Annotated in this window: 24 protein-coding genes and 1 pseudogene; 16 read left to right on the top strand and 9 right to left on the bottom strand. The window is 72.5% G+C overall.

The window, feature by feature from the left end; all coding sequences use genetic code 11:
* Positions 1-2 precede the first annotated feature (2 nt).
* A complete protein-coding gene (sigJ, locus tag GA0070564_RS21740; protein WP_091611549.1) occupies positions 3-893 on the bottom strand; it encodes an RNA polymerase sigma factor SigJ in 891 nt (296 codons plus the stop codon).
* 92 nt (positions 894-985) lie between these two features.
* Between sigJ and GA0070564_RS21735 the strand changes: the two genes are divergently transcribed.
* Positions 986-1,348: a hypothetical protein gene (locus tag GA0070564_RS21735; RefSeq protein WP_091611546.1), complete on the top strand. Its 363-nt coding sequence runs from the start codon at positions 986-988 to the stop codon at positions 1,346-1,348.
* Positions 1,349-1,370: 22 nt separating this feature from the next.
* Here the strand turns inward: GA0070564_RS21735 and GA0070564_RS21730 are convergent, their stop codons facing one another.
* The gene (locus GA0070564_RS21730; protein ID WP_176730781.1) at positions 1,371-2,795 is read right to left on the bottom strand and encodes an ATP-binding protein; all 1,425 of its coding nucleotides are present in this window, start codon (positions 2,793-2,795) and stop codon (positions 1,371-1,373) included.
* Between the two features lie 99 nt (positions 2,796-2,894).
* Here GA0070564_RS21730 and GA0070564_RS21725 point away from each other — a divergent pair, with 99 nt between their 5' ends.
* Positions 2,895-3,458 (top strand): RNA polymerase sigma factor, encoded by a 564-nt coding sequence (locus tag GA0070564_RS21725; protein ID WP_245670139.1) that lies wholly within the window; start codon positions 2,895-2,897, stop codon positions 3,456-3,458.
* A complete protein-coding gene (locus tag GA0070564_RS21720; RefSeq protein WP_091611537.1) occupies positions 3,455-4,006 on the top strand; it encodes a hypothetical protein in 552 nt (183 codons plus the stop codon). Before GA0070564_RS21725 ends, GA0070564_RS21720 begins: the two co-directional genes overlap by 4 nt.
* 22 nt (positions 4,007-4,028) lie before the next feature.
* Here GA0070564_RS21720 and GA0070564_RS21715 read toward each other — a convergent pair whose 3' ends face one another.
* From GA0070564_RS21715 to GA0070564_RS21705, 3 genes are all read right to left on the bottom strand, one after another.
* Positions 4,029-4,283 carry a Smr/MutS family protein gene (locus GA0070564_RS21715; protein WP_091611533.1) on the bottom strand — a complete coding sequence of 85 codons (255 nt, stop codon included), beginning with the start codon at positions 4,281-4,283 and terminating at the stop codon, positions 4,029-4,031.
* A 93-nt stretch (positions 4,284-4,376) separates the two neighbouring features.
* Positions 4,377-4,745, bottom strand: coding sequence for a tetratricopeptide repeat protein (locus GA0070564_RS21710; protein ID WP_091611528.1), 369 nt, complete (start codon positions 4,743-4,745; stop codon positions 4,377-4,379).
* 81 nt (positions 4,746-4,826) lie between these two features.
* Entirely contained in the window at positions 4,827-5,597 is a 771-nt protein-coding gene (locus GA0070564_RS21705; protein ID WP_091611524.1) for an ROK family protein, read from the bottom strand.
* A 142-nt stretch (positions 5,598-5,739) separates the two neighbouring features.
* On the opposite strand from GA0070564_RS21705, the gene GA0070564_RS21700 reads away from it, so the two are divergent.
* The 5 genes and pseudogenes from GA0070564_RS21700 to GA0070564_RS21685 all read left to right on the top strand — a co-directional run bounded on the left by GA0070564_RS21700 (position 5,740) and on the right by GA0070564_RS21685 (position 9,059).
* The gene (locus GA0070564_RS21700; protein ID WP_091611521.1) at positions 5,740-7,377 is read left to right on the top strand and encodes an ABC-F family ATP-binding cassette domain-containing protein; all 1,638 of its coding nucleotides are present in this window, start codon (positions 5,740-5,742) and stop codon (positions 7,375-7,377) included.
* 38 nt (positions 7,378-7,415) lie between these two features.
* Positions 7,416-7,736, top strand: a complete 321-nt coding sequence (locus tag GA0070564_RS21695; RefSeq protein WP_091611518.1) for a hypothetical protein — start codon at positions 7,416-7,418, stop codon at positions 7,734-7,736.
* A 3-nt stretch (positions 7,737-7,739) separates the two neighbouring features.
* Positions 7,740-8,054, top strand: a pseudogene (locus tag GA0070564_RS29645) (helix-turn-helix domain-containing protein); the annotation flags it as partial.
* Between the two features lie 122 nt (positions 8,055-8,176).
* Positions 8,177-8,278 (top strand): VOC family protein, encoded by a 102-nt coding sequence (locus GA0070564_RS30510; protein ID WP_245670138.1) that lies wholly within the window; start codon positions 8,177-8,179, stop codon positions 8,276-8,278.
* A gap of 55 nt (positions 8,279-8,333) precedes the next feature.
* Positions 8,334-9,059 (top strand): methyltransferase domain-containing protein, encoded by a 726-nt coding sequence (locus tag GA0070564_RS21685; protein WP_091611712.1) that lies wholly within the window; start codon positions 8,334-8,336, stop codon positions 9,057-9,059.
* A gap of 121 nt (positions 9,060-9,180) precedes the next feature.
* Here the strand turns inward: GA0070564_RS21685 and GA0070564_RS21680 are convergent, their stop codons facing one another.
* On the bottom strand, positions 9,181-10,185 hold the full coding sequence (locus GA0070564_RS21680; RefSeq protein WP_091611515.1) for a LacI family DNA-binding transcriptional regulator: 1,005 nt from the start codon (positions 10,183-10,185) through the stop codon (positions 9,181-9,183).
* Between the two features lie 141 nt (positions 10,186-10,326).
* Here GA0070564_RS21680 and arfA point away from each other — a divergent pair, with 141 nt between their 5' ends.
* The 5 genes from arfA to GA0070564_RS21655 are packed head-to-tail and all read left to right on the top strand — an operon-like array spanning position 10,327 to position 16,038.
* Complete coding sequence (gene arfA, locus GA0070564_RS21675; RefSeq protein ID WP_091611512.1) at positions 10,327-11,838, top strand: arabinosylfuranosidase ArfA; 1,512 nt, start codon at positions 10,327-10,329, stop codon at positions 11,836-11,838.
* A 42-nt stretch (positions 11,839-11,880) separates the two neighbouring features.
* Entirely contained in the window at positions 11,881-13,215 is a 1,335-nt protein-coding gene (locus tag GA0070564_RS21670; RefSeq protein ID WP_091611509.1) for an ABC transporter substrate-binding protein, read from the top strand.
* Between the two features lie 6 nt (positions 13,216-13,221).
* Positions 13,222-14,184 (top strand): carbohydrate ABC transporter permease, encoded by a 963-nt coding sequence (locus tag GA0070564_RS21665; RefSeq protein ID WP_091611506.1) that lies wholly within the window; start codon positions 13,222-13,224, stop codon positions 14,182-14,184.
* A gap of 10 nt (positions 14,185-14,194) precedes the next feature.
* Positions 14,195-15,019, top strand: a complete 825-nt coding sequence (locus tag GA0070564_RS21660; RefSeq protein ID WP_091611503.1) for a carbohydrate ABC transporter permease — start codon at positions 14,195-14,197, stop codon at positions 15,017-15,019.
* The gene (locus GA0070564_RS21655; protein WP_091611498.1) at positions 15,016-16,038 is read left to right on the top strand and encodes a glycoside hydrolase family 43 protein; all 1,023 of its coding nucleotides are present in this window, start codon (positions 15,016-15,018) and stop codon (positions 16,036-16,038) included. Before GA0070564_RS21660 ends, GA0070564_RS21655 begins: the two co-directional genes overlap by 4 nt.
* A gap of 422 nt (positions 16,039-16,460) precedes the next feature.
* Here the strand turns inward: GA0070564_RS21655 and GA0070564_RS21650 are convergent, their stop codons facing one another.
* Positions 16,461-17,966: an amino acid permease gene (locus GA0070564_RS21650; protein ID WP_245670137.1), complete on the bottom strand. Its 1,506-nt coding sequence runs from the start codon at positions 17,964-17,966 to the stop codon at positions 16,461-16,463.
* 286 nt (positions 17,967-18,252) lie between these two features.
* Between GA0070564_RS21650 and GA0070564_RS21645 the strand changes: the two genes are divergently transcribed.
* Both GA0070564_RS21645 and GA0070564_RS21640 read left to right on the top strand, forming a co-directional pair.
* The gene (locus tag GA0070564_RS21645) at positions 18,253-19,905 is read left to right on the top strand and encodes a glycoside hydrolase family 10-like protein (RefSeq protein ID WP_091611494.1); all 1,653 of its coding nucleotides are present in this window, start codon (positions 18,253-18,255) and stop codon (positions 19,903-19,905) included.
* Positions 19,906-20,014: 109 nt separating this feature from the next.
* A complete protein-coding gene (locus tag GA0070564_RS21640; RefSeq protein ID WP_245670148.1) occupies positions 20,015-20,488 on the top strand; it encodes a phospholipase in 474 nt (157 codons plus the stop codon).
* A gap of 89 nt (positions 20,489-20,577) precedes the next feature.
* Here the strand turns inward: GA0070564_RS21640 and GA0070564_RS21635 are convergent, their stop codons facing one another.
* Together GA0070564_RS21635 and GA0070564_RS21630 are read right to left on the bottom strand one after the other, a co-directional pair.
* Positions 20,578-23,415, bottom strand: a complete 2,838-nt coding sequence (locus GA0070564_RS21635) for an ATP-binding protein (protein WP_091611491.1) — start codon at positions 23,413-23,415, stop codon at positions 20,578-20,580.
* A gap of 148 nt (positions 23,416-23,563) precedes the next feature.
* On the bottom strand, positions 23,564-23,776 hold the full coding sequence (locus GA0070564_RS21630) for an FmdB family zinc ribbon protein (RefSeq protein ID WP_091611486.1): 213 nt from the start codon (positions 23,774-23,776) through the stop codon (positions 23,564-23,566).
* A gap of 38 nt (positions 23,777-23,814) precedes the next feature.
* Between GA0070564_RS21630 and GA0070564_RS21625 the strand changes: the two genes are divergently transcribed.
* Positions 23,815-25,152 carry a lytic transglycosylase domain-containing protein gene (locus GA0070564_RS21625; protein WP_425412506.1) on the top strand — a complete coding sequence of 446 codons (1,338 nt, stop codon included), beginning with the start codon at positions 23,815-23,817 and terminating at the stop codon, positions 25,150-25,152.
* Positions 25,153-25,185 lie beyond the last annotated feature (33 nt).

The raw sequence follows: 25,185 nt of genomic DNA, 5'->3' as shown, positions 1-25,185 counted from the left end.
GGTCAGCGCAGCCAGAGCCGCAGCTTCTCCGGGTTGCGGACCGCCCAGATCCGGGTGACCCGGCCGTCGACGACGTCGAACGCGGCCACGGTCACCACCGCGCCGGCGTGCCGGGCCACCAGGCCCGGCACGCCGTTGACCGACCGCTCCAGGAGTTCCAACCCGGCAACCAGGTCGGCGATGCCGACCAGGTACTTCGCGATGCTCGCGGCGCCCTCGACCGGGTGCAGGGCGGTGCCGACCACGCCGCCGCCGTCCGCCGTCATCACGGCGCTCGGGTCGAGGAGGTCGACGAGGGCCTGGATGTCCCGGCTCTCCCACGCCTTCCTGACCTGCCGCACCGCGTCGGCCTGGTCGGCCGCCGCCAGCGGGGACCGGGGCCCGGGCACCCGCCGCCGGGCGGCGGCCGCGAGCTGCTTGCAGGCCGCCGGGGTCCGGCCCAGGATGCCGGCGATCTCGGCGAACGGGTACCGGAAGACGTCGTGCAGGACGAGCGCCACCCGCTCGGCGGGCGTCATGGACTCCAGCACGACGAGGAAGGCCATGCTCACCGACTCGTCCAGGACGATCTGGTCGGCCGGGTCACCGCCGCGGCCACCGTCCCACTCGGCGTGGTCGGGCAGCGGCTCGGGCAGCCACGCCCCGACGTAGCGTTCCCGCCGGGCCCGCGCCGAGCCGAGCACGTCCAGGCAGATCCGGCCGGTCACCGTCGTCAGCCAGGCCCCCGGGGACCGGACCTCGGCCCGCCGCTCCGGCGGCAGCGCGTACCAACGCGCGTAGGCCTCCTGCACGGCGTCCTCGGCCTCCGCCAGCGAACCGAGCAGCCGGTAGGCGACGTTGACCAGTTGGCGTCGCTCGCCGGCCTCCGCACCGGCGTTCCCAGCCGTACGCATGCTCCCCCCGCCTTACCTTTCGCGGGCCCACGTCGTCGGGCTGGTGAGACCCTAACCAGCTACCGCCCCCGGGCGGAAAAGAGGACCGTGACATGGCCATCCCGGCGACGGCGCCCCGCCGCTTCTCGTTCCTGCATGTCGCGATCGCCCTGCAGACCCTGACGATCTTCCTCCAGGCGACCTCCGCCGGGCTGCTGCTGACCGCGCACTACGGCGAGACCCTGCACAGCGTCGGAGCCCGGGTGATGTACGCGGCGTCGATGCTCTACCTGCTGGCGGCGGTGCTGGCCTGGAAGCCGGGCGGCGGCCCGGTCCGGCCCGTCTGGCAGGCGGGCGGGTTTCTCGCCCTCGCCTCGGTGCAGGTCGTGCTCGGCATCGCGCACGTGCCGGCGGTGCACCTCCCGCTGGGGGTGCTGATGTTCGGGCTGAGCGTGCTGGCGCTGGCCCGACGGTGAGCCCGGGCGCGCCGCCGGTGACTCAGCCCCGGTACGCGGTCAGCAGGTCCTCCGGCGACAGCCCTCGTACCCCGTCGGTGGCCAGCCCGCTGCGCGACACGGCGAGCGGCTCGGTCGTCTCGTCGGCGCCCGGTAGGCGCGAACGGTGGTGCAGCAGCCGCGCCAGGTCGTGCGCGTCGAACGGTCGCTTCTCCAGCCACTTCACCGACCCCAGGAAGGTGATCCGCCCGGCGACCGGCTCGCGGTCCGCGCCGACCAGATCGATCTCCGGATCGTTGGTGCGGGTCCAGTACCCACCGATCACGTTGGTGCCCGGTGGCAGGTGGTCACCGGGCAGCCTCCGCATCGCCTCACGCACCACCGGCTCGATCACCCGACCTCGCCAGGACGTCCAGGACGTGGTGATCCGGGACAGAGTCAGGTCTCCCCGACCGCGCTCGATCTCGGGCAGGTACGGACCGAGGAAGGACAGCCAGAACCGCAGGTAGGGATCCGCGACCAGGTAGCGGGTCTCGCGGGACGGCCGGGTGGAGAGCGGCAGGACGACCTCCACCGTCCGCTTGGCGGCCAGCAGGCGCAGCGCCCGGGTCAGCGACGCCTGTGGCATGTCGCCGGAGGCCCGCGAGATGAGCGAGAAAGTGCGCTCACCGGAGCCGATGGCGCGCAGGACGAGGCCCGCCTGGGACTGCGGCGGGAACTCGGCGGCGAGGGCCCGCTCCCCGCTGACCAGGAGGGCCGAGGTGGGATCGACGACCGCCTCCGCGAGGTAGTCGGTGAGCGAGGCGCCGGCCGGCCACTCGTCCAGGATCAGCGGCAGACCGCCCGTGACGAGGTACGCGTCGAACGCCTCGGCGGCGGGCAGGCCGAGCAGTTCCCCCACGTCGGCCGGGTTGAGCGGTGGGACGACCATCTCGGTGGCGCGCTGATGGAACGGCCGACCGTAGTCGTTGAGCGCTTCCATCATGGCGAGATCGGATCCCACGCAGATCACCAGTACCGGCCGACGGGACAGCTCGCGGTCGAAGACCTTCTGCAGCGTCCCTTCGAAGCCCGGGTCCGTGCCGATCAGGTACGGCATCTCGTCGAGCACGACGACGCTCGGACCGTCGGTGGGCAGGGCTGCGGCGAGCAGCGCGAGCGCGGCGTCCCAGGTGGTGGGTCGCTGCGCCTCGAACAGGTGCGCGCCCGGCAGGGTCGACGACGCCGCCGCCTCGACGAACAGGGCGATGTCGGCGGCCACGGTGGGCTGCGCCGAGGCGGTGAAGAACAGATGCGGTACGGCCGCCCGCTCGACGAACTCCTCCACCAGCCGGGACTTGCCGACCCGGCGTCGCCCGCGCATCAACAGGGCGCGTCCCGGCCGGCCACCGCGCCCGCCCCGCTCGACCCGGCGCAGCATGCCGTCGAGCACGGTCAGTTCCCGGGTACGCCCGACGAATCCGTCCACCCCACCAGCCCCGATACACCCAGAATTGGAACTATCATCTTTGAGTGTATCCGCTGGACGACACGGTAACGCCGAACCGCACTTCGGCAAAGAGTGGTTGTGAACGTAAGCCAGCTCGGCACCGATCCGGACATCCTCGAGGCGTTCTACCGGGCGCACATCGAAGCGGTGCAGCGATTCGTGGCGCGGCGGTTCGACGACCCCCACACGGCGGCGGATCTGACCGCCGACATCTTCCTCGCGGCGATCCAGTCCGCCACGAGCTACTCGCCCTCGTCGGGGACACCCCAGGCGTGGATCTTCGGCATCGCCCGGAACGTCGTCTCGATGGAGTACCGGCGCCGGGGGCGGCACGCCGCCGCAGTCGCCCGGGCGGGCGGACGGCGGGTGCTGGAGTCGGATGCCCTGGAGCGCGCCCGGGAACGCATCGACGCCGAGCGCGAGGCCCGACGCCTGCACCAGCGATTACGGGACCTGCCGCCGACGCTGCGAGCGGTGCTCGAACTGGTGGCGGTGGACCAGCTCAGCCTCAAGGAGGCCGCCGCCGCCCTGCAGATCAGCCCGGGGACGGCCCGCGTACGCCTGCACCGGGCCCGCCGACAGCTGGCGAGCGGCGCAACGCTCCAAGCGGTATCCGCACTCACCGAGGAGGCGACGTCATGACCGGCCGACTGGACTCGTTCGAGACGGAACTGCTCGCGGAGCTGAGCAGCCTGGTGACGTCCCGCGCGCCGTCCGCCGCCCCGGCCCCGCCTGTGCGGCGACCCAGGTGGCAGCAACGAATGGTCGTCCTCGGAGCGGGCCTGGCCGCGTCCGCGGTGGCGGTCACGGTGCTTCCGGGCCTGCGGCCGGAACCCGCGTACGGGGTCACGACCGGCCCGCACGGCACCGTCCACGTCGAGGTCAACCGCCTGGAGGACGCCTCGGGACTCGAGGCCGCCCTGGAACGCCACGGGGTGGCCGCCGACGTCCGGTACCTCGGCGACGACACCATGTGCGCCCCGGACCGCTACCGACCCGCCCCCTCCGCGCCCGGAAGCACGACCGTGTTCAGGGTCGCCACGAACGGCATCTCCCTCGACATCGACCGGCGCGACCTCGAAGGAGGCAACACGGTCGTCATCGCGGCCTCCCGCATCCCCGACGGCGTCCGCGCGCAGGTCGGCATCGCGGCCGGACCCGTCCGGGACTGCCGACCCACAGCGTCCTGACCAGGGCCGGGCACGGCGGGTCCTACTTGTGGCGGAAGTGGACGAAGAGGCGGCCGAAGTTCTTCGAGTCCTTCTCCACCCGGTGGTAGAGCTGCCTGACGTCCTTCTGGTCGAGGAAGCGCAGCACCTTCTTCTTGAGCGCGCCGGATCCCTTGCCAGGGATGATCTCCACCAGGGTGGCCTTCTTCGCCACCGCCTCGTCCATGATCCCGCGCAGCGCGCGGTCGATGTCGTGGCCCTTGTTGTAGATGTCGTGGAGATCCAGCTTGAGCTTCACCCACCCATCGTAGGCACGCCGGGCCGCCGGGCCCGGACACGGCGAAGGGCAGCCCCTGGGGGCCGCCCTTCGCCGTACCGTACGGGTGGTTCGTCAGCGACCGAGGCCGACCCGGGTCTCCACCCGGCGCAGCGCGGTCGTGTAGTCGTCGTTTGTCGAGTACATCGCCGCGGCGATCCGCAGGTGCCGCAGCGCGTCGGCGTGCCGGTTCATCCGCTCCAGCGTCCGCCCCAGCACGTGGTGCGCGTAGTGGTCGCTCGGGTCCCGGTCGACCAGCTCGCGCAGCTGCTCCTCCGCCCGGTTGAGCTGGGCGGACTGGAAGTACGCCCGGGCCAGCAGCTGCCGTACCGAGGAGTTGCCGGGCTCGGCCTCGACGATCGGCTCGAGCAGCCGGGCCGCTCCGGTCGCGTCACCCGCCTCGAAGAACATGGTCGCCCGCCGGTACTCCGCCAGAAGATCCATCCGACCCACCCCCTCGTTCCGCGCCGCCACTTCACCGACGCTGGCACAACATCAGCCGTACCGCGAGTGTTCCCGGTGGCGTCAGTGGGTGGGGTCGTACCGGTCGCCGACCAGGTCCCAGGCCCGGACACCGCCGACGATCCCGGCCGTGTTCGGTACGACCACCACGTCGTCGCCCATCCGGGCCAGCTGCTCCGGCCGGATCAGCCGGGAGTTCCCGCCGCCCAGGTAGAGCCGGTCCCAGCGGAACACCGGCCGCAACCCCTCCACCACCTGCCGGATCCGCCGGGACCAGAACGCGTCGCCGAGCCGGCGCCGCTCCGGCTCCCCGACGTACGTGTCGTAGGTGGTGTTCCAGCGCACCGGGGCGTGCGACAGCTCCAGGTGCGGTGCGAGGACCCCGCCGTCGAAGAGTGCGCTGCCCAGCCCGGTGCCGAGGGTCAGCACCAGCTCGCAGCCCGTCCCGGCGACCACCCCGGCGCCGTGTACCTCGGCGTCGTTGAGGACCAGCGCCGGCGCCCCGAACGCGTCGGCGAGCGCGCTGCGGGCGTCGTACCCGGACCACTCGGCCACCAGCTCCGGGTCGACCTTGCTGCGCGGACCGGAGCGGGTCACGTAGTGCGGCGTCGCCACCACCACCCCGTGCCGGATCATGCCCGGCATGCCGACCGTCACCCGGTCCGCCGCCGGGAGCCGCCCACCGAGCTCCACCAGCGTCTTCACGAAGAGCGTCGGCGGCAGCGGGTACGGCGTGGGCACCCGCAGCGGCCGGGCGCGCATCGTCCCCGCCGCATCGAGCACGGAGGCCTTGATCCCCCCGCCCCCGCAGTCGATCGCCAAAGTCGTCACCACCTGAGTGAGTCTGCCTCGTGTTCCGGAGGCCGGTGCCGCGGACCCGGCGTTGAGGTCGCGGACCCGCTGTTAAGAAGGGGCCCCTTTACAACGCCAGGCGTTAAGAAGGGGCCCCTCCTTGCACCCGATAGGGTCGGCGGCGATGAGCGCGACGATGGTGGTCAAGGGGCTGGCGGCGGGGCACGGGGAGCGGGTGCTCTTCGCCGACCTCGATCTGGTCGTGGCGCCCGGGGACGTGGTGGGGCTGGTCGGGGTGAACGGGGCCGGCAAGTCGACGCTGCTGCGTACCCTCGCCGGGCTTCAGCCGGTGGAGCTGGGAGCCGTCTCGCTGAGCCCGCCCACGGCCAGCGTCGGCTACCTGCCGCAGGAGCCGGAGCGGCGGCCGGGCGAGACCGTCCGCGACTTCCTGGCCCGGCGCACCGGCGTCACGGCAGCGCAGGCCGCGCTGGACGCCGCCACCGAGGCGCTCACCGCCGGTTCGCCCGGCGCGGACGACGCGTACGCCGGGGCGCTGGAGCGCTGGCTCGACCTGGGCGGCGCCGACCTGGACGAGCGGGCCGAGCAGGTGGCCGCCGAACTGGGCCTCGGGGTCGACCTGGACCATCCGATGACCGCGCTCTCCGGCGGCCAGGCGGCCCGCGCCGGCCTGGCCTCGCTGCTGCTCAGCCGGTACGACGTCTTCCTGCTCGACGAGCCCACCAACGACCTGGACCTGGCCGGCCTGGAACGGCTGGAACGCTTCGTCACCGGACTGCGCGCCGGCACCGTGCTGGTCAGCCACGACCGGGAGTTCCTCACCCGTACGGTCACCCGGGTGCTGGAGCTGGACCTGGCCCAGCAGCAGGTCCGGCACTACGGCGGCGGCTACGCGGCGTACCTGGAGGAGCGGGAGGTGGCCCGCCGGCACGCCCGCGCCGACTACGAGGAGTACGCCGACACCCGGGCGGCCCTGGAGGCCCGGGCCCGCACCCAGCGCGCCTGGATGGAGAAGGGCGTCAAGAACGCCCGCCGCAAGGCCACCGACAACGACAAGATCGGCCGCAAGTTCCGCACCGAGTCCACCGAGAAGCAGGCCGCCAAGGCCAAGCAGACCGGCCGGCTGATCGAGCGGCTGGACGAGGTCGAGGAGCCGCGCAAGGAGTGGGAGCTGCGGATGGAGATCGCCGCCGCCCCCCGGGCCGGCGCGGTGGTGGCCTCGCTGCGCGGCGCGGTGGTCCACCGGGGCGGCTTCACCCTCGGCCCCGTCGACCTCCAGATCGACTGGGCCGACCGGGTGGCGATCACCGGGGCGAACGGCTCCGGCAAGTCCACCCTGCTCGCCGCCCTGCTCGGCCGGCTGCCGCTGGACGCCGGGCACGCCGCGCTCGGTCCGGGGGTGGTGGTCGGCGAGGTAGACCAGGCCCGCGGGCTCTTCCTCGGCGACCAGCCGCTGCTCGACGCGTTCGGCGCCGCCGTACCGGAGCTGTCGCCGGCGGACGTGCGGACGCTGCTGGCCAAGTTCGGCCTCCGCGCCGGTCACGTGCTGCGGCCGGCGGCGACCCTCTCCCCCGGCGAACGGACCCGGGCGGCCCTGGCCCTTCTGCAGGGCCGCGGGGTGAACCTGCTGGTGCTCGACGAGCCCACCAACCACCTGGACCTGGCCGCCATCGAGCAGCTGGAGTCGGCGCTGGCCTCCTACCGCGGCACCCTGCTGCTGGTCACCCACGACCGCCGGATGCTGGACGCGGTCGAGGTGGACCGGCGGCTGCGGGTCGACGCCGGACGGATCGCCGAGCACTGATCCGTGCCGGCCGGGTCGCGCCGGGTGAGAATGACGCCATGCTCAAGTGGGAGTACGCGCTGCTGGTCCGCCGCCGCCAGGCCGCGAGCACCGACATCGGCTGGGAGATCGTCTTCATCTGGTACGGCCCCGACGGGTCGATGGTCGACGTCACGCCCTACGGCGACACCGCGCTGGCCCACCTGAACCGGGCCGGTGACCAGGGCTGGGAGCTGGTGTCGATGAGCGAGGACCCGTCCCTGCCCGGCAACAACGAGCTGCACCGTTACCACCTCAAGCGGCCCAAGGCGCCCACCCCGCAGCCCCGCCAGCGGATGCGGCCCGGTGGGCGTACCGTCCGGCGGACCGTCTCCGGCTGAGCCGTGGGCCCGTCCACGCCGCTCGCCCGGCACCTGCTGCGGGTCCGCGACCACATCGACCGGTCGTACGCCGAGCCGCTGGACGTCCCGGCGCTGGCTCGCCGCGCCCACGTGTCCCGGGCGCACTTCACCCGCAGCTTCGTCGCCGCCTTCGGGGTGACCCCGCACCGCTACCTGCTCACCCGGCGGCTGGAACGGGCCAAGGCGCTGCTGCGCGACGGGGACCTCACGGTCACCGAGGTCTGCCTGGCGGTCGGCTTCACCAGCCTGGGCTCGTTCAGCACCCAGTTCCGCCGCTTCGTCGGGGAGAGCCCCAGTGGGTACCGGGCCGGGGCGGTGGCGCGGCACGCGGAGCTGGCCCGGCTGCCGGCCTGCTCGGTCCGGGGGCGCTGGCCACCGACGACTGCTGGGCGACCTACCGGGAGCTCTCGGCGAAGGGCGTGGAGTTCACCGAGGAGCCGTCGGAGCGCTTCTACGGCATCGACTGCGGCTTCCGCGACCCGTTCGGCAACCACTGGCGGCTCACCCAGACCAAGGTCTGACCGGCGGGCATAGCGGGTCCGAATGCGGGTAACGGCCGGCCGGGAGGTGGCCCGCATGGTCGCGATGGCACCGAATCCGCCCTCGGCCGATCGGCTGCGGGCGGTCGACGGTTTCCTCACCGAGGCGTGGGCCGAGCAGGCCCGGCACGACGAGCGGCTGCGCGGGCTCGCCGTCCAGGTGCGCTTCGACGGCGGGGTGGCCCACGTCGACGGGGAGGTCGACGAGCCGGCCCAGCTGCGGCTGGTCCGCGACCTGGTGGGGCGGCTGGCCGGGGTCTACGCGGTCTGGTGCCGGGTCCGGGTCGCCGGCCGGGACCCGGTGGTGGTGGACCTGGGCTGCGGCGGCCAGAAGCAGTGGCCGGGCAACCTGGGCCTGGACATCTGCCGGGCGCCCGGGGTGGACGCCGTGGCCGACCTGTCCGGCTCGCTGCCGTTGGCCGACGACTCGGTGGACGTGCTCTTCGCGGTGCACATCCTGGAGCACCTGATCGACTTCCTGCCGCTGGTGGACGAGTGCCACCGGGTGCTGCGGCCGGGTGGCGTCCTGCACGTGATGAGCCCGTGGTGGCGGCACGTCAACGCGGTGGCCGACCCGACCCACGTCCGCTTCCTCGACGTACAGACGATCAAGGGCGTCTGCGGTCAGCGCCCGCCCGGCACCCCCCGCTGGCACCCGCTGCACGCCGGCTGCGACGGCGCCAGCATCTTCGCCGACCTGACGCCCCTCTCCCCCGACGCACCCCCGCCCACCCGCAGCCACCAGGCCCGCTTCTTCGACTGACCCCTTCGGGAGCAACGCGCGTTGATCATGAAGTTAGCGGCACGACACGCCGGTGAGAATGGCGCTAACTTCATGATCAACGGTGCGGAGCGCGGGGTGGAGGCGGGCGGGATGGGGTGGGTCAGGGGTGGGTGGATTCCCTTGGGGTCAGGTGGTGGGGGGCGGTGAGTTCCCTGGGGGGAGCTTCCCGATCACCGGCCAGGCGGCCGGCGAGGAGTTCGACCGCGAGGCGGGCGATCTGCTCCTTGTCGGGGGAGACGGTGGTGAGGGTGGGGACGCTGAACCGGCCGTCCTCGATGTCGTCGAAACCGGCCACCGCCACGTCGTCGGGCACCTTGAGGCCGGCCTCGTGCAGCGCCCGTAGCGCGCCGAGGGCCAGGGTGTCGTTGAAGCAGAAGACGGCGTCGGGGCGTACGCCGGAGGCCAGGAGCTGGCGCATCGCGGCGGCGCCGTCCGCGCGGTGCCAGACCGGCGCGGGCGCCACCAGCCGCTCGTCGTAGTCGATGCCGGCGTCGGCCAGCGCGGCGGCGTAGCCGGCGAGGCGGAGCCGCGCGCTGGCCCCCTCAGGGGTGCGCTGGTCGCCGATGGCGGCGATCCGGCGCCGGCCGAGGCCGATCAGGTGGGCGGTCATCTCCCGAGCGGCGGTGACGTTGTCGATGGCCACGTGGTCGGCGGGGCCGTGGTCGACCCGCTCGCCGAGCAGCACCGTGGGCAGCCCGTCCAGGGCGGCGAGGTCGTCGGCGGTGAGCGCCAGCGGACTGAAGATCAACCCGTCGATCATGTGGTCGCCGATCCCGGCGGCGGCCACCCGCTCCTGCTCCCGCCGGCCGCCGGTCTGGTCGATCAGCACCGTCCAGCCGTGGTCGGCGGCGGCGGCCACCACGTGCCGGGCCAGCTCGGCGAAGTAGGGGATGTCCAGTTCCGGCACGGCCAGGGCGATCACCCCGGTACGTCCCTTGCGCAGGTTTCGCGCCGAGAGGTTGGGCCGGTAGTTCAGCTCGGCGATCGCCTCCTCGACCCGGGCCCGGGTGTCCGGCTTCACGTGCAGGTAGCCGTTGACCACGTTGGAGACGGTCTTGACCGAGACTCCGGCCCGTTCGGCCACGTCCTTCAGTCTGTGTCGCACGACCTCGTCCTCCCCTGCGGGTTACCGCTCAGGACTCTATCGTGTAACAGAGCCTTTACAACGTTGCTTACAACGTTGTAGAAAGCCTGAGGTACGGGTGACTGCAGTCACCCGGCACAGGTGAGGAAAGGCGGTACCCCCTTGCATGGCGCGCAGCTGACCATCGACCCGGCCTTCGCGATCGGCCCCGCCGACCGACGGCTCTTCGGTTCCTTCGTCGAGCACATGGGGCGCTGCGTCTACGGCGGGGTGTACGAGCCGGGCCACGCCACCGCCGACCCGCTCGGCCTGCGCCGCGACGTGCTCGACCTGACCCGCGAGCTTGGCGTCTCCGTGGTCCGCTACCCGGGCGGCAACTTCGTCTCCGGCTACCGCTGGGAGGACGGCGTCGGCCCGGTCGGCGACCGGCCCCGCCGGCTCGACCTGGCCTGGAAGACCATCGAGACCAACGCCTTCGGCCTCAACGAGTTCATGACCTGGGCCGACCAGGCCGGCGTCGAGACCATGATGGCGGTCAACCTCGGCACCCGGGGCGTCCAGGAGGCCTGCGACCTGCTCGAATACACCAACCACCCGGGCGGCACCCAGCTGTCGGACCTGCGCCGCAAGCACGGCGTCGAGGACCCGTACGGGGTCAAGCTCTGGTGCCTGGGCAACGAGCTGGACGGGCCGTGGCAGGTCGGCCACAAGACCGCCGACGAGTACGGCCGGCTCGCCGCCGAGACCGCCCGGGCGATGAAGCTGATCGACCCGTCGATCAGCCTGGTGGCCTGCGGCAGCTCCAACAGCCGGATGCCCACCTTCGCCTCCTGGGAGGCGACCGTGCTGGAGCACACCTACGAGCACGTCGACTACATCTCCGCGCACACCTACTACGACCCGTCCGACGGCGACCGGGCCAGCATCCTGGCCTCCGCGATCGACATGGACGGCTTCATCAACGACGTGGTGGCCACCGCCGACCACGTGGCCGCCAAGCTGCGGCAGAAGCGCAAGCTCAAGATCTCCTTCGACGAGTGGAACGTCTGGTACGAGTCGCGCCTCAAGGCCGACCTGGACCGGCGCGGCTGGGTGGAGGCGCCCGCCCTGATCGAGGACGACTTCACCGCGGTCGACGCGGTGGTCGTCGGCGACCTGCTGATCACCCTGCTCCGGCACGCCGACCGGGTCGGCGTGGCCTGCCAGGCGCAGCTGGCGAACGTGATCGCCCCGATCCGGACCCGCAACGGCGGGCCGGCCTGGCGGCAGAGCATCTTCCACCCGTTCGCCCTCACCGCCCGGTACGCCCGCGGCACCGTGCTGCGTACCGAACCGGTCTCCCCCAGCTACGAGACCAGGCGCTACGGCGACGTGCCGGTGCTGGACACCGTCGCGCTGCACGACGAGGAGAGCGGTGAGCTCGTCGTCTTCGCGGTGAACCGGAGCGAGGAGGACCTCCCGCTCGACCTGGACCTGCGCGGGCTGCCCGGCCTGCGTGGTGTGGAACACCTCACCCTGGCCGCCGGGGACGACCCGGAGGCGATCAACACCGAGGCCGAACCCGACCGGGTGACGCCCCGGGCACTGCCCACCCCCACCTCCGACGGCGGTCGCTGCTCCGTACGCCTGCCGGCGGTCTCCTGGAACGTGCTGCGCTTTGGCACCCGGCCCTGACCAGGGAATATCCTTCACCCCGTCCCCCAAGGAGATAACCGCATGATCCAGAACGAAATGAGCCGGCGGCGCCTGCTCGGGCTCGGCGTCGGTCTCGGCACGGCCGCCTCGCTGACCCTGGCCGGTTGCGGTGGCGGCAGCGCCACCAAGTCGGGCGGCCCCGCCGCGGGCAACGGCGGCAAGGACTACACCGGCCCGAAGGTCGACCTGAAGCTGTGGAACGGCTTCACCGGCGGTGACGGCGACATCTTCAAGAAGCTGGTGCAGCAGTTCAACAGCGAGCACCAGAACATCGCGGTGGCGGTCACCACGTACCAGTGGGAGGACTACTACAGCAAGCTGCCCGGCGCGGTCTCCAGCGGCAACGGCCCGGACATCGCGGTCATGCACATGGACCAGCTGGCCACCTTCGCCGCCCGCGGCGTGATCACCGAGCTGGACGACGTGTCCAAGGCGCTGGAGCTCAACGAGGGCGACTTCGCCCCGACCGTCTGGACGGGCGGCATCTACAACGACAAGCGGTACGGCATCCCGCTGGACATGCACCCGCTGGGCTTCTACTACAACAAGGCCGTCATGCAGAAGGCCGGCCTGGACCCGAACAAGCCGCCGACGAACAAGGAGGAGTTCACCGCCGCGCTGGTCGAGCTGAAGAAGTCGGGCATCCAGGGCTTCTGGGTCAGCCCGTTCCAGTTCACCGGCGGCATGACCTTCTACTCCCTGCTGCACCAGTGGGGCGGCACCCTCTTCGACGACCAGGTCCAGAAGGCCACCTTCAACTCGGACCCGGCGGTCGAGGCCTGCACCTGGCTGGTCGACATGATCAAGCAGGGCTACTCCCCGGCCAACGTCGGCCAGGACGCCGACTACCTGGCCCTCAAGGCCGGCAAGAACGCGTTCAACTTCAACGGCATCTGGCAGATCAACGACATCGCCAAGGACCCGGCCGCGCAGATCGGCGTCGCCGAGGTGCCGCAGCTCGGCACCCAGAAGGCCGTCTGGGCGAACTCGCACAACTTCACCATCGTGAAGCAGCGCGGCGCCGACAACAACAAGATCTCCGGCGCCAAGGTCTTCATCAACTGGCTGAGCGAGCACTCACTGGACTGGGCCAAGGGCGGCCAGGTCCCGGCCCGCAAGGCGGTCCGGGAGAGCGCCGAGTTCAAGGCGATCAAGGACGTCTCCACCCTCGCCCCCGAGCTGGAGTACGCGGCCTTCCCGCCGGCCACGCCGGGTCTCGGCGAGGTGCTGCTGACCTTCTACAACTCCTTCAACGAGGCGGCGCTGAACAAGAAGTCGCCGAAGCAGGCCCTCGACGACGGGGTCGCCAAGGCCAACAAGCAGCTCGAGGACAACCGCAAGAAGTACGGGAACTGATTCCCCATGGCGGATGTGATCGAGGTCGGGGCGGCGCGCAAGGACGCGCCGCCCCCGGCGGGCGGGAAGGGCCGCCGGGGCGTGACGGAGCGGGGCAGCCGCGCGACCCCGTACCTCTTCCTCGCGCCGTACCTGCTGCTCTTCCTCACCTTCGGCCTGCTGCCGATCCTCTTCGGGGTCTGGCTGAGCGTGCACCAGTGGGATCTGCAACTGCCCAACCGGCCCTTCGTCGGGCTGGACAACTACAAGGACCTGTTCGACAGCGAGTCGGCGATCTACGGCGACTGGTGGTCGAGCGTGAAGGCCACCGCGATCTTCACCGTCTTCTCGGTGCCGCTGCTGGTGGTCATCCCGCTCGGGCTGGCGCTGCTGCTCAACAAGTCGTTCCCCGGCCGCACGTTCTTCCGGGCGGTGTACTTCGCCCCGTACGTCCTCGGGGTCGCGGTGATCGGCCTGCTCTGGCGCTTCCTGCTCGACGCCAACCTGGGCCTGGTCAACCGGCTGCTCGGCGCGGTGGGGCTGCCCGCGGACACCCCGTGGGTGACCGACGTGCCGTGGGCCTGGGTGTCGCTGGTCGGGGTGACCGTCTGGTGGACCTCCGGCTTCAACGCGGTGATCTACCTGGCCGGCCTCCAGGACATCTCGCCGGAGCTCTACGAGGCGTCCCGGATGGACGGCGCGAACGCCTGGCAGCGGTTCCGCAACGTCACCGTCCCGGGGCTGCGCCCGGTCCTGCTCTTCGTGCTGACCACCACGATCCTCGCCTCGGCGAACGTCTTCGGCCAGTCCTTCCTGATCACCCAGGGCGCGCCCGGTGAGGAGACCAGGACGGTGGTCTGGCGGATCGTCGACGAGGGGCTGCGGGACAACGACGCCGGCCGGGCGGCCGCGATGAGCATCGTCTTCGCGCTGGCGCTCACCGTGATCAGCCTGATCAACTTCCGGTTCTTCCGGTACCGGGAAGACTGAGGGGCACCCGATGACGACTCTCCGCCGTTCCGCGCGCTACGGGCTGCTGGTGCTCCTCGCCCTGATCTTCCTGACCCCGCTGGTCTGGATGCTCATCACCTCGGTGAAGACCTACGGCGAGGCGCAGAAGATCCCGCCGACCTTCGTGCCGAAGCCGTTCTCCACCTACGGCTACGAGCAGATCCTCGGCAACACCGCCAACCCGGTGCTGCGCTGGTTCCTCAACAGCATGCTGGCCGCCACCCTGCACGCGCTGCTGGTGCTGGCGACCGCCTCGATGGCCGCGTACGCGCTGGCCCGGCTGCGGTTCCGCGGCCGGGGCGTGGGCTTCGCGCTGATCGTGGGCACGCTGTTCATCCCGCCGACCTCGCTGATCATCCCGAACTTCGTGATCGCCGACCGGCTCGGCTGGCTGGACACCCTGACCGTGGTGGTCGTGCCCGGCGCGGCCAGCGCGTTCGGCGTGTTCTTCCTGCGCCAGTTCTTCCTCTCCATCCCGGCCGAGCTGGAGGAGGCGGCGGTGCTGGACGGGGCGAACCACTGGCAGATCTTCTCGAAGGTGCTGCTGCCGCTCTCCAAGCCGGCCCTGGCCACCCTCGCGGTGCTGTCGTTCCTGACCAACTGGAACGACTTCCTCTGGCCGATCTACGTGCTGTTCAGCCCGGAGCGGCTGACCCTGCCGCCGGGCCTGGGCCTGCTCCAGGGCGCCTACGTCACCGACTATCCGGTGATCATGGCCGGTGCGGTGCTGGCCAGCGTGCCGGTGCTGATCCTCTTCGTGGCGGCCCAGCGGCACATCATCCAGGGTGTGTCCCGCAGCGGTCTGAAGGGATGACGGCCCGCAGACTCCGGCGACGTGGTGCGGCGGCGGTCCTCGCCGCCGCACTGGTCGTCGCCGGCTGCGGCGAGGACGCCGCCCCCACCCCATCGAGTACGCGGAGCGACCCGAACATGTTCACCAACCCCGTGGTCCGTGCCGACGCCCCCGACCCGTTCGTCACCCGGGCCGGGGACGCCTGGTGGATGTTCCACACCAACGCCGCCGGCCGGAACGTACCGGTGCGGCGCTCCGCCGACCTGGTCGAGTGGTCCGAGCCCGAGGAGGCCCTGCCCGAGCTGCCCGCCTGGGCGGACCCGGGCAAGACCTGGGCGCCGGAGGCGATCCAGCTCGCGCCGGACCGGTTCGTGCTCTACTACACCGTCGCCGGCCGCGAGTCCGGCCGGCAGTGCGTGGGCCGGGCGGTGGCGAGCGAGCCGCAGGGCCCGTACCGGGACGAGTCGACCGAGCCGTTCATCTGCCAGGCGGAGCTGGGTGGCGCGATCGACGCCAGCCCGTTCCGGGACACCGACGGCACGCTCTGGCTGCTGTGGAAGAACGACGGCAACGCCATCGGGGTCGACACCTGGCTCTGGTCACAGCGGCTCTCCCCGGACGGGCTGAGCCTGGTCGGCGAGCCGACGAAGCTGCTGAAGCAGACCGAGCCGTGGGAGGGCACCCTGATCGAAGGGCCGTTCTTCCACCGGCGGGACGGCAGGCTCTTCCTCTTCTTCGCCGCCAACGCCTACGACAAGGAGACGTACGCCGAGGGCTACGCGGTCTGCGACGGCCCGGCGGGGCCGTGCCGCAAGGCGCCGGAGAACCCGATCCTGAAGACCAACCAGGTGGCCTCCGGCCCCGGCCACGCCTCGATGGTGGAGTCCGACGGGCGGACCTGGCTGGTCTACCACGCCTGGCCGCCCGGCCAGGAGGGCGCCACCGACCCGGGCCGCCAGGTCTGGCTGGACGAGGTGGTCTGGACCGACGGCAAGCCGGTCGTCAAGGGCCCGACCGGCGGGCCGCAACGACGCCCCTGAGCGCCGCACCACCGCACCACCGCACCACCGCACCACGCGATCACCGTGGGTGACAGCTCACACCCGTCGCGCACGGTGATCGGTGCGCTCGATGGCGGGAACCCACTCGCCGCCTTTGCTCTGCTGCACCCCGCGCAACATGAGAGCTGACCTGCGCGTTTTCGTCGGGCGTCGCGGCGGGTGCCGCTGGCGCCATCACGAACGGTGACTGTCGCGTGGGGTGCAGCAGAGCAAAGGCTGAGGGTGGTGGCGGTGTGGCTGGGAGGCTTGTCACCATCGGTCACCGACGACCGGCCAGCTTGGAGGCACGGCGGGCGCAGTGAGCGCCCGCGGCCCAAGCGGCGCGGGGCAGACGCGGGGTGTGCGGCGGACGTGCCGCGACGCCGGGCGACGGTGCCGCCCGGCGTCGCGTGGGTGGTGGGTCAGGCCGGGGTCCGCTGGGTGGGCACCGGTTCGCCGTGCTCGCGGCGGGCCAGGCGGTTGCGGCGGTGGCCGTAGCCGAAGTAGATCACCGCGCCGAGCACCATCCAGACCAGGAACCGGATCCAGGTCTCCACGGAGAGGTTCAGCATCAGGTAGAGGCAGGCCAGCGCGGAGATGATCGGCAGCACCGGGGAGAACGGCACCCGGAACGACCGCTCCAGGTCGGGGCGCTTGCGCCGCAGGATCGGCACCGCCAGCGAGACCAGCACGAACGCGCAGAGCGCGCCGATGCTGACCAGGTCGGCCAGCGCGGAGAGCGGCAGGAAGCCGGCGAGCAGCGCGACCGCCACTGTCATGATCGCGGAGATCCGGTACGGGGTGCCCCAGCGCGGGTGCACCTTGGCGATCGACGGTGGGATCAGCCCGTCCCGGGCGATGGCGAAGCCGATCCGGCCCATGGCCACCAGGTCGACCAGGATCACGCTGGTCAGGCCGGCGACGGCCGCGATGGAGACCAGGATGGCCGCCCAGCCGGCGCCGGCCGACTTGAAGGCCGAGGCGATCGGGGCGCCCTCGTCGATCTCGGCGTACGGCACCATGCCGACCACGACCAGCGAGACACCGATGTACAGCACGGTCGAGATGAGCAGCGTGCCGAGCAGACCCAGCGGCAGGTCCCGCTTGGGCTTCTTCGTCTCCTCGCCCATGTTGGCCACCGCCTCGAAGCCGGTGTACGCGAAGAAGACCACCGCGGCGGCGGTGAGCACGCCGGCGAAGCCGAAGACGGAGGGTTCCATCCCGAAGATGGCCTGGGTGACCGGTTGCCGGATGCCGTCCTCGCCACCCGACGCCGGCTCGGTGGCCGGGATGAACGGGCTGAGGTTGGCCGCCTTCACGAAGAACAGGCCGGCCACCATGATGAAGACGCAGATGGCCACCTTGACCAGGACCAGCAGGTTGGTGACCCGGGCGGACTCGCGGACGCCGATGATGGCGACCACGCCGAGGATCAGCACGATCGCGATCGCGCCGATGTTGACGATGCTGCCCTCCTCGCCGAACCAGGTGGTCGGCAGGCCGAGCAGGTCACCGAGGTAGCCGGACCAGCCGCGGGCGACCACGGCCGCGCCGAGCGCGAACTCCAGCAGCAGGTCCCACCCGATGATCCAGGCGACGATCTCGCCCATGGTGGCGTACGCGTAGGTGTAGGCGCTGCCGGCGGTCGGCACGCTGGACGCCAGCTCGGCGTAGCAGAGCGCGGCGAGCAGGGCCACCACGCCGGCGATCGCGAAGGAGATCACCACGCCCGGACCGGCGTGGTTCTTGGCCTCGATACCGGTCAGCGTGAAGATGCCGGTACCGATCACGATGCCGATGCCGAAGCCGGTGAGGTCGATCGCGCCGAGGCGACGCTTGAGACCGGGACCGCCGTCGGCACCGTCGGCGTCCCCCTGGGCTATCACGTCCTTGATCGGCTTGGTACGCAGCACGGACACCGCGGTCACCCCCTCCCCGTGGCCGCCCGGATGGTGGCCAGCGCGGGGCGATGCTACCCAGTACGCACCCTCGCCAACCGTCACTTCCCGGCCAATCCGGCCATCACCCGGCGTGTGGAGCGGATCACGCCCGGCCATGTGGCGGCGCTCTCGGCATCGATCGGGGCCGAATCCTGCCCCGACCTTGCGCGGAGCCCGCCGGATGTGAAACTTTCCTACCAGCGGTCGATCGTTGACGGCGAATTGTGCCTACCGGCCGCTCCCCCACCGGCAGCCCGACGAAGGGACCCACCGCATGAAGGCATCTCGGCTCGCCACCGCCGGGCTGGCCGCGGCACTGCTCGGCGCGCTGGTCGCCGTCGCCCCCGCCAGCGCCGCACCCGAGGCGGCGCCGGAGAGCGCCACCTGCGTCACCGACCCGGCCACCCCGAAACGCCAGTTCCGGGCCATGTGGATCTCGTCGGTGGTGAACATCGACTGGCCGACCAAGGCGTCGCAGACCGCTCCCGACCGGATCGCCGCCCAGCAGGCCGAGTACCGCGGCTGGCTCGACCTGGCGCAGCAGCTCCACCACAACGCCGTCGTCGTGCAGGTCCGCCCCACCGCCGACGCGTTCTGGCCATCGGCGTACGAGCCCTGGTCGGAGTACCTGACCGGGGTGCGCGGGCAGGACCCCGGCTGGGACCCGCTGGCCTTCCTGGTCGCCGAGTCGCACAAGCGGAACCTGGAGTTCCACGCCTGGTTCAACCCGTACCGGGTCTCCATGCCGGCCCCGGGTGGAGCGGGCGCGGACATCTCGAAGCTGGCCCCGGACCACCCGGCCCGGCAGCACCCGGACTGGGTCTTCGCGTACCCGCCGGCCGGGGTCGCCGGCAGCCGGCTCTACTACAACCCCGGCATCCCCGCCGTCCGTGAGTTCGTCCAGACCGCGATGATGGACGCGGTCAGCCGGTACGACATCGACGGCGTGCACTTCGACGACTACTTCTACCCCTACCCCAGCGGAACCTGGCAGGTGCCCGACGACGCCACCTTCGCCGAGTTCGACCGCGGCTTCACCGACAAGGCCGACTGGCGGCGGGACAACATCAACCTGCTGGTCCAGGAGATGAACGCGAAGATCAAGGCGGCCAAGCCGTGGGTGAAGTTCGGGGTCAGCCCGTTCGGCATCTGGCGCAACAGGACCGCCGACCCGAACGGCTCGGACACCACCGGCTCCCAGTCGTACGACATCATCTCCGCCGACACCCGTAAGTGGATCAAGAACGAGTGGATCGACTACGTGGTGCCGCAGCTGTACTGGTACATCGGCCAGTACCCGGCCGCCGACTACGCCCGACTGGTGCCGTGGTGGGCGGAGACCGTCCGGGGCACCCGGGTGCAGCTCTACATCGGCCAGGCCGACTACAAGAGCGGTGACCCGGCGTACGGGCCGTACTGGATGAACCCGAACGAGCTGTCGGACCACCTGACGCTCAACCGGTCGTACCCGGAGGTGCTCGGCAACGTGCACTTCTCCGCCGTACAGGTGAAGGCGAACCGGCTCGGCGCCACCGACATCTACGCCGCCGAGCACTACTCCCGCCCGGCGCTGGTGCCGGCGATGCCGCACCTGCCGTCGGCGCCCCTGCTCGCCCCGGTCGTCACCGACGTGCGGCGGCAGGCCGAGGGTGTCCGGCTGAGCTGGCGGCAGCCTGCCGACGGCGCCGGCCCGTTCGGCACCGCCACCTCGTACGCGATCTACCGGCTGGACGGCGCGGGTCGCGCCGGCGACTGCGACCTCGTCGACGCGTCCAACCTGGTGGCGACGGTCCGGGGCACCGCCGGGGACGTGCAGTCCTGGGTGGACACCACGGCCCGGGCCGGGACGGCGTACACGTACCACGTGACGGCGCTGGACCGGGTCTGGAACGAGGGACCGGCCAGCCCGCCGCGCTTCGTCCGGTGAAAGGAGGGGCCCCCGGTTAACGCCTCCGGTATAGCAGGGGCCCCCTGTTAACACAGCCGACGCCCGGGACTCGTGTCGAGTCCCGGGCGTCGTCGTCACCGCCGTCGCCCTGCTCACCGCGCTGGGGCTCGCCTCCCCGGCGGCCGCCGCGGTCAGCACCGAACAGAAGCTCAGTGTCCTGTCCAGCTGGACCCAGACCAGCGCCAGCAGCTACAGCGCCTGGAACGCCGGCCGGCACGACAAGGCCGCCTGGTCCGAGTACGCCTTCGACTGGTCGACCGACTACTGCTCGTCCAGCCCGGACAACCCGCTGGGATTCCGGTTCAGCCTCTCCTGCTACCGGCACGACTTCGGCTACCGGAACTACAAGGCGACGAGCCTGTTCTCCGCCAACAAGTCCCGGCTGGACAGCGCCTTCTACGCCGACCTGAAGCGGGTCTGCGCGACGTACAGCTACCTGGTCCGCCCCGCCTGCTACAGCCTGGCCTGGACCTACTACGAGGCGGTCAACGTCTTCGGCTCGACCGCCGCCGTCCGCCAGTCCGACCTCGACCGCGCCGCCCGCCTCCTCCCCACCCCCTGACCCATCCGCCCACCTCCACCGCCGGCGGCACTCGTTGATCATGAAGTTAGCGGCGAGTTCGATCTCTTCTACTGCCGCTAACTTCATGATCAACCATGCAGGCCGGGGTGGGGCGCGCCCAAGGGGTGGGGGGCCGGTTGGCGGGGGGAGGGGGTGGCGCCGGGCGCGAAGCGGGCGGAGGTGACGGCCAGGTCGGGGTGCTCGACCGCCAGGGCCAACGCCGCGGCCTCCTCCAGGCCCAGCTCACCGCCCTCGGCGTACGCGGCGTCGAAGGTCGCGTCGCCGAGGATCCGGCGCAGCTCCACCTGCCGCTCCGACCAGTACGCGCCGTACAGCCCCGGGGTGGAGCGCATGCTCGCCCGGACCGCCTGGGCCGCGCCGAAGAGCCGGGCGGCGGTCAGCAGGTCCCCGCTCGCCACGCACCGCACCGCGATCGCGTTGACCGTGTCGCAGGCCCGGCCGTGGTAGCCGTGGCTCATCCGGGACCGCAGCGCCACCGCCAGGTGCTCGTGCGCCGCGACCAGGTCACCGCGGGCCAACGCCACCATGCCGAGCAGCATGTCCACCGAGCGGCGTCCCCGTTCCAGCGGGCGGGCCGCCTCCACCGGCCGGGCCGCACCGAGCAGCTCCGCCGCCTCGTCCAGGGCACCCCGCCGCCAGAGCAGCTCGGCCAGGTTGAACACGGCGAAGAGGGCGTCGGGGAGGACGTCCTGCTCCGCCGCCCAGTCGATGACCTCCCGGCAGATCCGCTCCGCCTCGTCCAACTGCCCGAGGTCGATCAGCGGGGCGGCCCGGCCGGCCAGCACCCGGGCCAGCAGGCCGGTGTCGCCGGCCTGCCGGGCGGCCGCCTCCGCGCGCTGGGAGAAGCGCAGCTCCTCGGCGAACTCCCCGTCGGCCCCGGCGTGCAGCGAATGCATGTGGTACGCCGCCGCCAGCTCGGCCTCCGGGATCGACTCCCCGTTCTCGGCGATCCGGCCGTAGAGCCGGAACAACCACAGCCGCCCCTCCCGGGCCAGCCCGCGCTCCCGCCACCAGTGGTCCAGCCCGCCGGCCAGCCGCAGCCCGGCCCGGGCGCTGCCCCCGGTCGCGCACCAGCGCAGCGCCGCCCGCAGCTCGTCGGCGAGCGGGTCCAGCGCGTACAGCGACAGCGTCACCGGGCGACCGTCCGGGCCCAGGCGGGCGCGTTCCAGCGCGTGGCTCGACCAGGCGACGTGCCGGTCGCGGGCCGCCTGTTCCTCACCGGCCTCGGCCAGCCGGCGGCCGGCGTACGCCCGGATCGGGTCGAGCATCCGGTAGGTGCTGCCCGAGGCACGCGGCTCGGCCAGCACCATAGACTTGTCGACCAGGACGGAGAGCGCGTCGAGCGGGTCCTCCCCGAGCAGCCACTCCACGGTGGACAGCTCGACCGGTCCGGCGAAGACGGCCATCCAGCGCAGCAGCCGGGACGCGCGCGGCCCGAGCGTCCGGTACGACCAGGTGACGGTGGCCTGCATGGTGAGGTGCCGTTCGGTGGCCGAGCGCTGCACCGCCCGGTGTGCCGGGGTGGGCGGGGTGGTCCCCACGGCCGCTGCGGCCAGGTCGACGGTGTCCTGCTGGTTGCCGGTGTACCCGTTCTCCGCCGGGGGCGGCTCCGGCGCGTCCCGGCCGGCGTCCAGGGTGCCGAGCACGTCGTCGAGGCGGGCGGCGAGCTGGCCCACCGAGAGCACCCGCAGCCGGGCGGCGGCCAGCTCGATGGCGAGCGGCACCCCGTCCAGCCGGCGTACCACCCGGCGCAGGTCGGCCTGCTCGGCCTGGTCCGGCCGGCGGCCACCCCGGGCGGCGGCCGTCCGGTCCAGCAGCAGCGCCACCGCGTCGCTCTCCCGGCCACCCGGCCCCGGATCGACGGCCAGCGGCGGGATCCGCCACACCACCTCACCGGGGAGCCCGAACGACTCCCGGCTGGTGGCGAGCACCCGCACGCCCCGGCCGCCGGCCAGCAGCCGGGAGATCACCTCACCGGAGGCGGCCGGCTGGGCGTCGCAGGTGTCCAGCAGGATCAGCATCCGCCGGGCGGCGGCGTACTCGACCAGGGTGTCCACCATCGGACGTCCCGGCTCCGGACGCAGCCCGAGCACGGCGGCCACCGCGAACGCCACCAGGCCGGGGTCGGTCACCGTGGCGACGTCGACGAACCACACCCCGTCCGGGTACGCCTCGACCACGCCGCCGGCGAGCTCCACGGCGAGCCGGGTCTTGCCGGTGCCGCCCGCGCCGAGCACGGTCACCAGCCGGTGCGACTCGATCAACGCCCGCAGCTCGACCCGCTCGGTCTGCCGCCCGACGAACGAGGTGACCTGGGTGGGCAGGTTGTGCGCCACCGCGTCGGCGGTACGCGGCCGCGGGAACTGCCGCTCCAGGCCGGGGGCGACCAGCTGGAACAGTCGTTCCCGGTCGTCGAAGCCGCGCAGCCGGTGCAGCCCCAGGTCCAACAGGGACGCCCCGGCCGGCAGCGGGTCGGCGTGCCGGGCGGTGGCCGCCGAACAGAGCACCTGACCACCGTGGGCGGCCGCCGCGATCCGGGCCGCCCGGTGCACCTCGGGGCTGGCGTACTCGCCGTCGCGCGGCTCCGCCCAGCCGGTGTGCAGCCCCATCCGCACCCGCGGGGTGCCCTCCGGGGTCGGCCAGTCGTGGTCGGCCAGCGCCCGCTGGCCGGTCAGGCAGGCGGTCAGCGCGGCGGAGGCGTCGGGGAACGCGAGGAAGAAGGAGTCCCCCTCGGTCAGCAGTTCGGCGCCCCCGGTGGCGGCCAGCGTCCGGCGCAGCAACCGGCGGTGCTCGGCCAGCACCGGCGGGTAGTTCACCCCGAGCATCTGGGCCAACCGCGTCGACCCCTCGATGTCGGTGAACACGAAGGTCACCCACCCGGTCGGCAGGTGGATCCGTGGCGACATGCGTGGAACCTCCGCCCCTGACGTCGGGTCAATGCTGCCCTATGTGCACGCCGTCACGCATCGTGAGAACGGTCGGGTGCGACCCCGTCCCACGGTCCCACCGGTCCCGAGCTGGGCCTGGATCCGGCCCGGTCGGCTTCGGTCGGGTTCAGCAGCCGCAGGCGCCACCGCAGCAACCGCCGCCCCCGGTGGGCGCCGACGGGGCGGCGCCGCCCCGGCCGGTGACCGCCACCGCGGAGAGCAGCTTGACCGTGTCGCCGTGCCCCTGCGGGCAGGGCGTCGGGTTGCCGGCCTCGGCCATCGGCCGGTTGACCTCGAAGGTGTCGCCGCAGGCGCGGCAGCGGAACTCGTACCGGGGCATGTGTCCAGGGTACGACCGGTCCTGACGCCGGTGCGGACATGGGTGATACTCGACGGGTGGCGGACGGCGAGCAGCGATCGACGGTACGGCCCCTGCGACCGGCCACGCCGCCCGACGGGCCGCTCGCGGGCTCCGGCGCGGCACCCGACCCGACCTCCCTGCCCCGGCCCCGTCGCCCCTGGTCGAAGCCGCCCGCCGACGACGAGAAGGCCACCGCCGCCGAGCCGGCCGAGGCCACCGCCGCCGACCAGAAGGCCGACGACGACGAGAAGGCCGCCGACGACGTCGATCCGGCCGGTGAGGTGGCGAAGGTCGTCGCGGTCCCCCGGCGCCGTCGGGTGCCGTTCGCGCACGCGGTCCGCTCTCGCCCGCCCGGCCGCCTGATGGGCGCGTCCCGGGCCACCCGCGACTGGTCCCGCCGACCGGCGGGCCGGCTGGCCCTCTCCGGGCTCTTCCTGCTCGGCCTGGTCGCCGCCACGGCGGCGGCGGGAGCGATCGTGATTCCGGCGACCGCAGGTGACCCGCGCCCGGTGGCGGTGGACGCCACCTCGGCGGCGCCGGGTTCCGGCGTACCCCAGGAGGGCGTCCCGCCCGGCGTGCCGGCGCCGTCGGGAGCCGCCGCCTCACCGGCGTGGCCCGCCCCCAACGGCCCCGGCCTGCCCGGCGTCACCCCGCTGCCCGACGCCACGGCGCTGCCGGGCGCCACCGTGTTCCCCGGCGCGACGGCACCGCCCGGCGGCGCCGCGCTCCCCGGCGTGACCGGCCAGCCCGGCGCCACGCCGACCGTGGGCGCGCAGCCGGGCCGGCCGGCGGACGCGCTGGCCGACTGGGCCCGGCTCACCGGCGCCCGGGTCGGCATCTCCCCGGTGGCCATGCAGGCGTACGGCTACGCGGAGCTGGTGCTGGCCCAGACGCACCGCAGCTGCCAGCTGAGCTGGACCACGCTGGCCGCTATCGGGTACGTCGAGTCCCGGCACGGCCAGGCCAACGGCGCCACCCTGCAACCGAACGGCCGGGCCGAGCCGGAGATCATCGGTGATCCGCTCGACGGCCAGGGCGGGCGCTCGCTGATCCGGGACACCGACCGGGGCGTGATCGACGGTGACCCCGTCCACGACCGGGCCCTCGGTCCGATGCAGTTCATCCCCACCACCTGGCAGCAGGTGGGCGCGGACGCCGACAACGACGGCAAGGTCGACCCGCACGACCTCGACGACGCCGCGCTGGCCGCCGGCCGTTACCTCTGCCAGGGCGGCCGGAACATGACCATCGCCGGCGACTGGTGGGGGGCGATCCTGTCCTACAACGACGTCCGCCGGTACGCCCAGGACGTCTACGACAAGGCCAACGAATACGGACTGGCCAGCCGTACGTGACGTGATCGTCCGCATACATTGGAGAACTGGACA

The sequence above is a fragment of the Micromonospora mirobrigensis genome (assembly GCF_900091555.1).
Classification (GTDB): domain Bacteria; phylum Actinomycetota; class Actinomycetes; order Mycobacteriales; family Micromonosporaceae; genus Micromonospora; species Micromonospora mirobrigensis.
The sequence above is the reverse complement of the archived record's forward strand: the minus strand, read 5'-3'. Positions and strand labels throughout refer to the sequence as shown.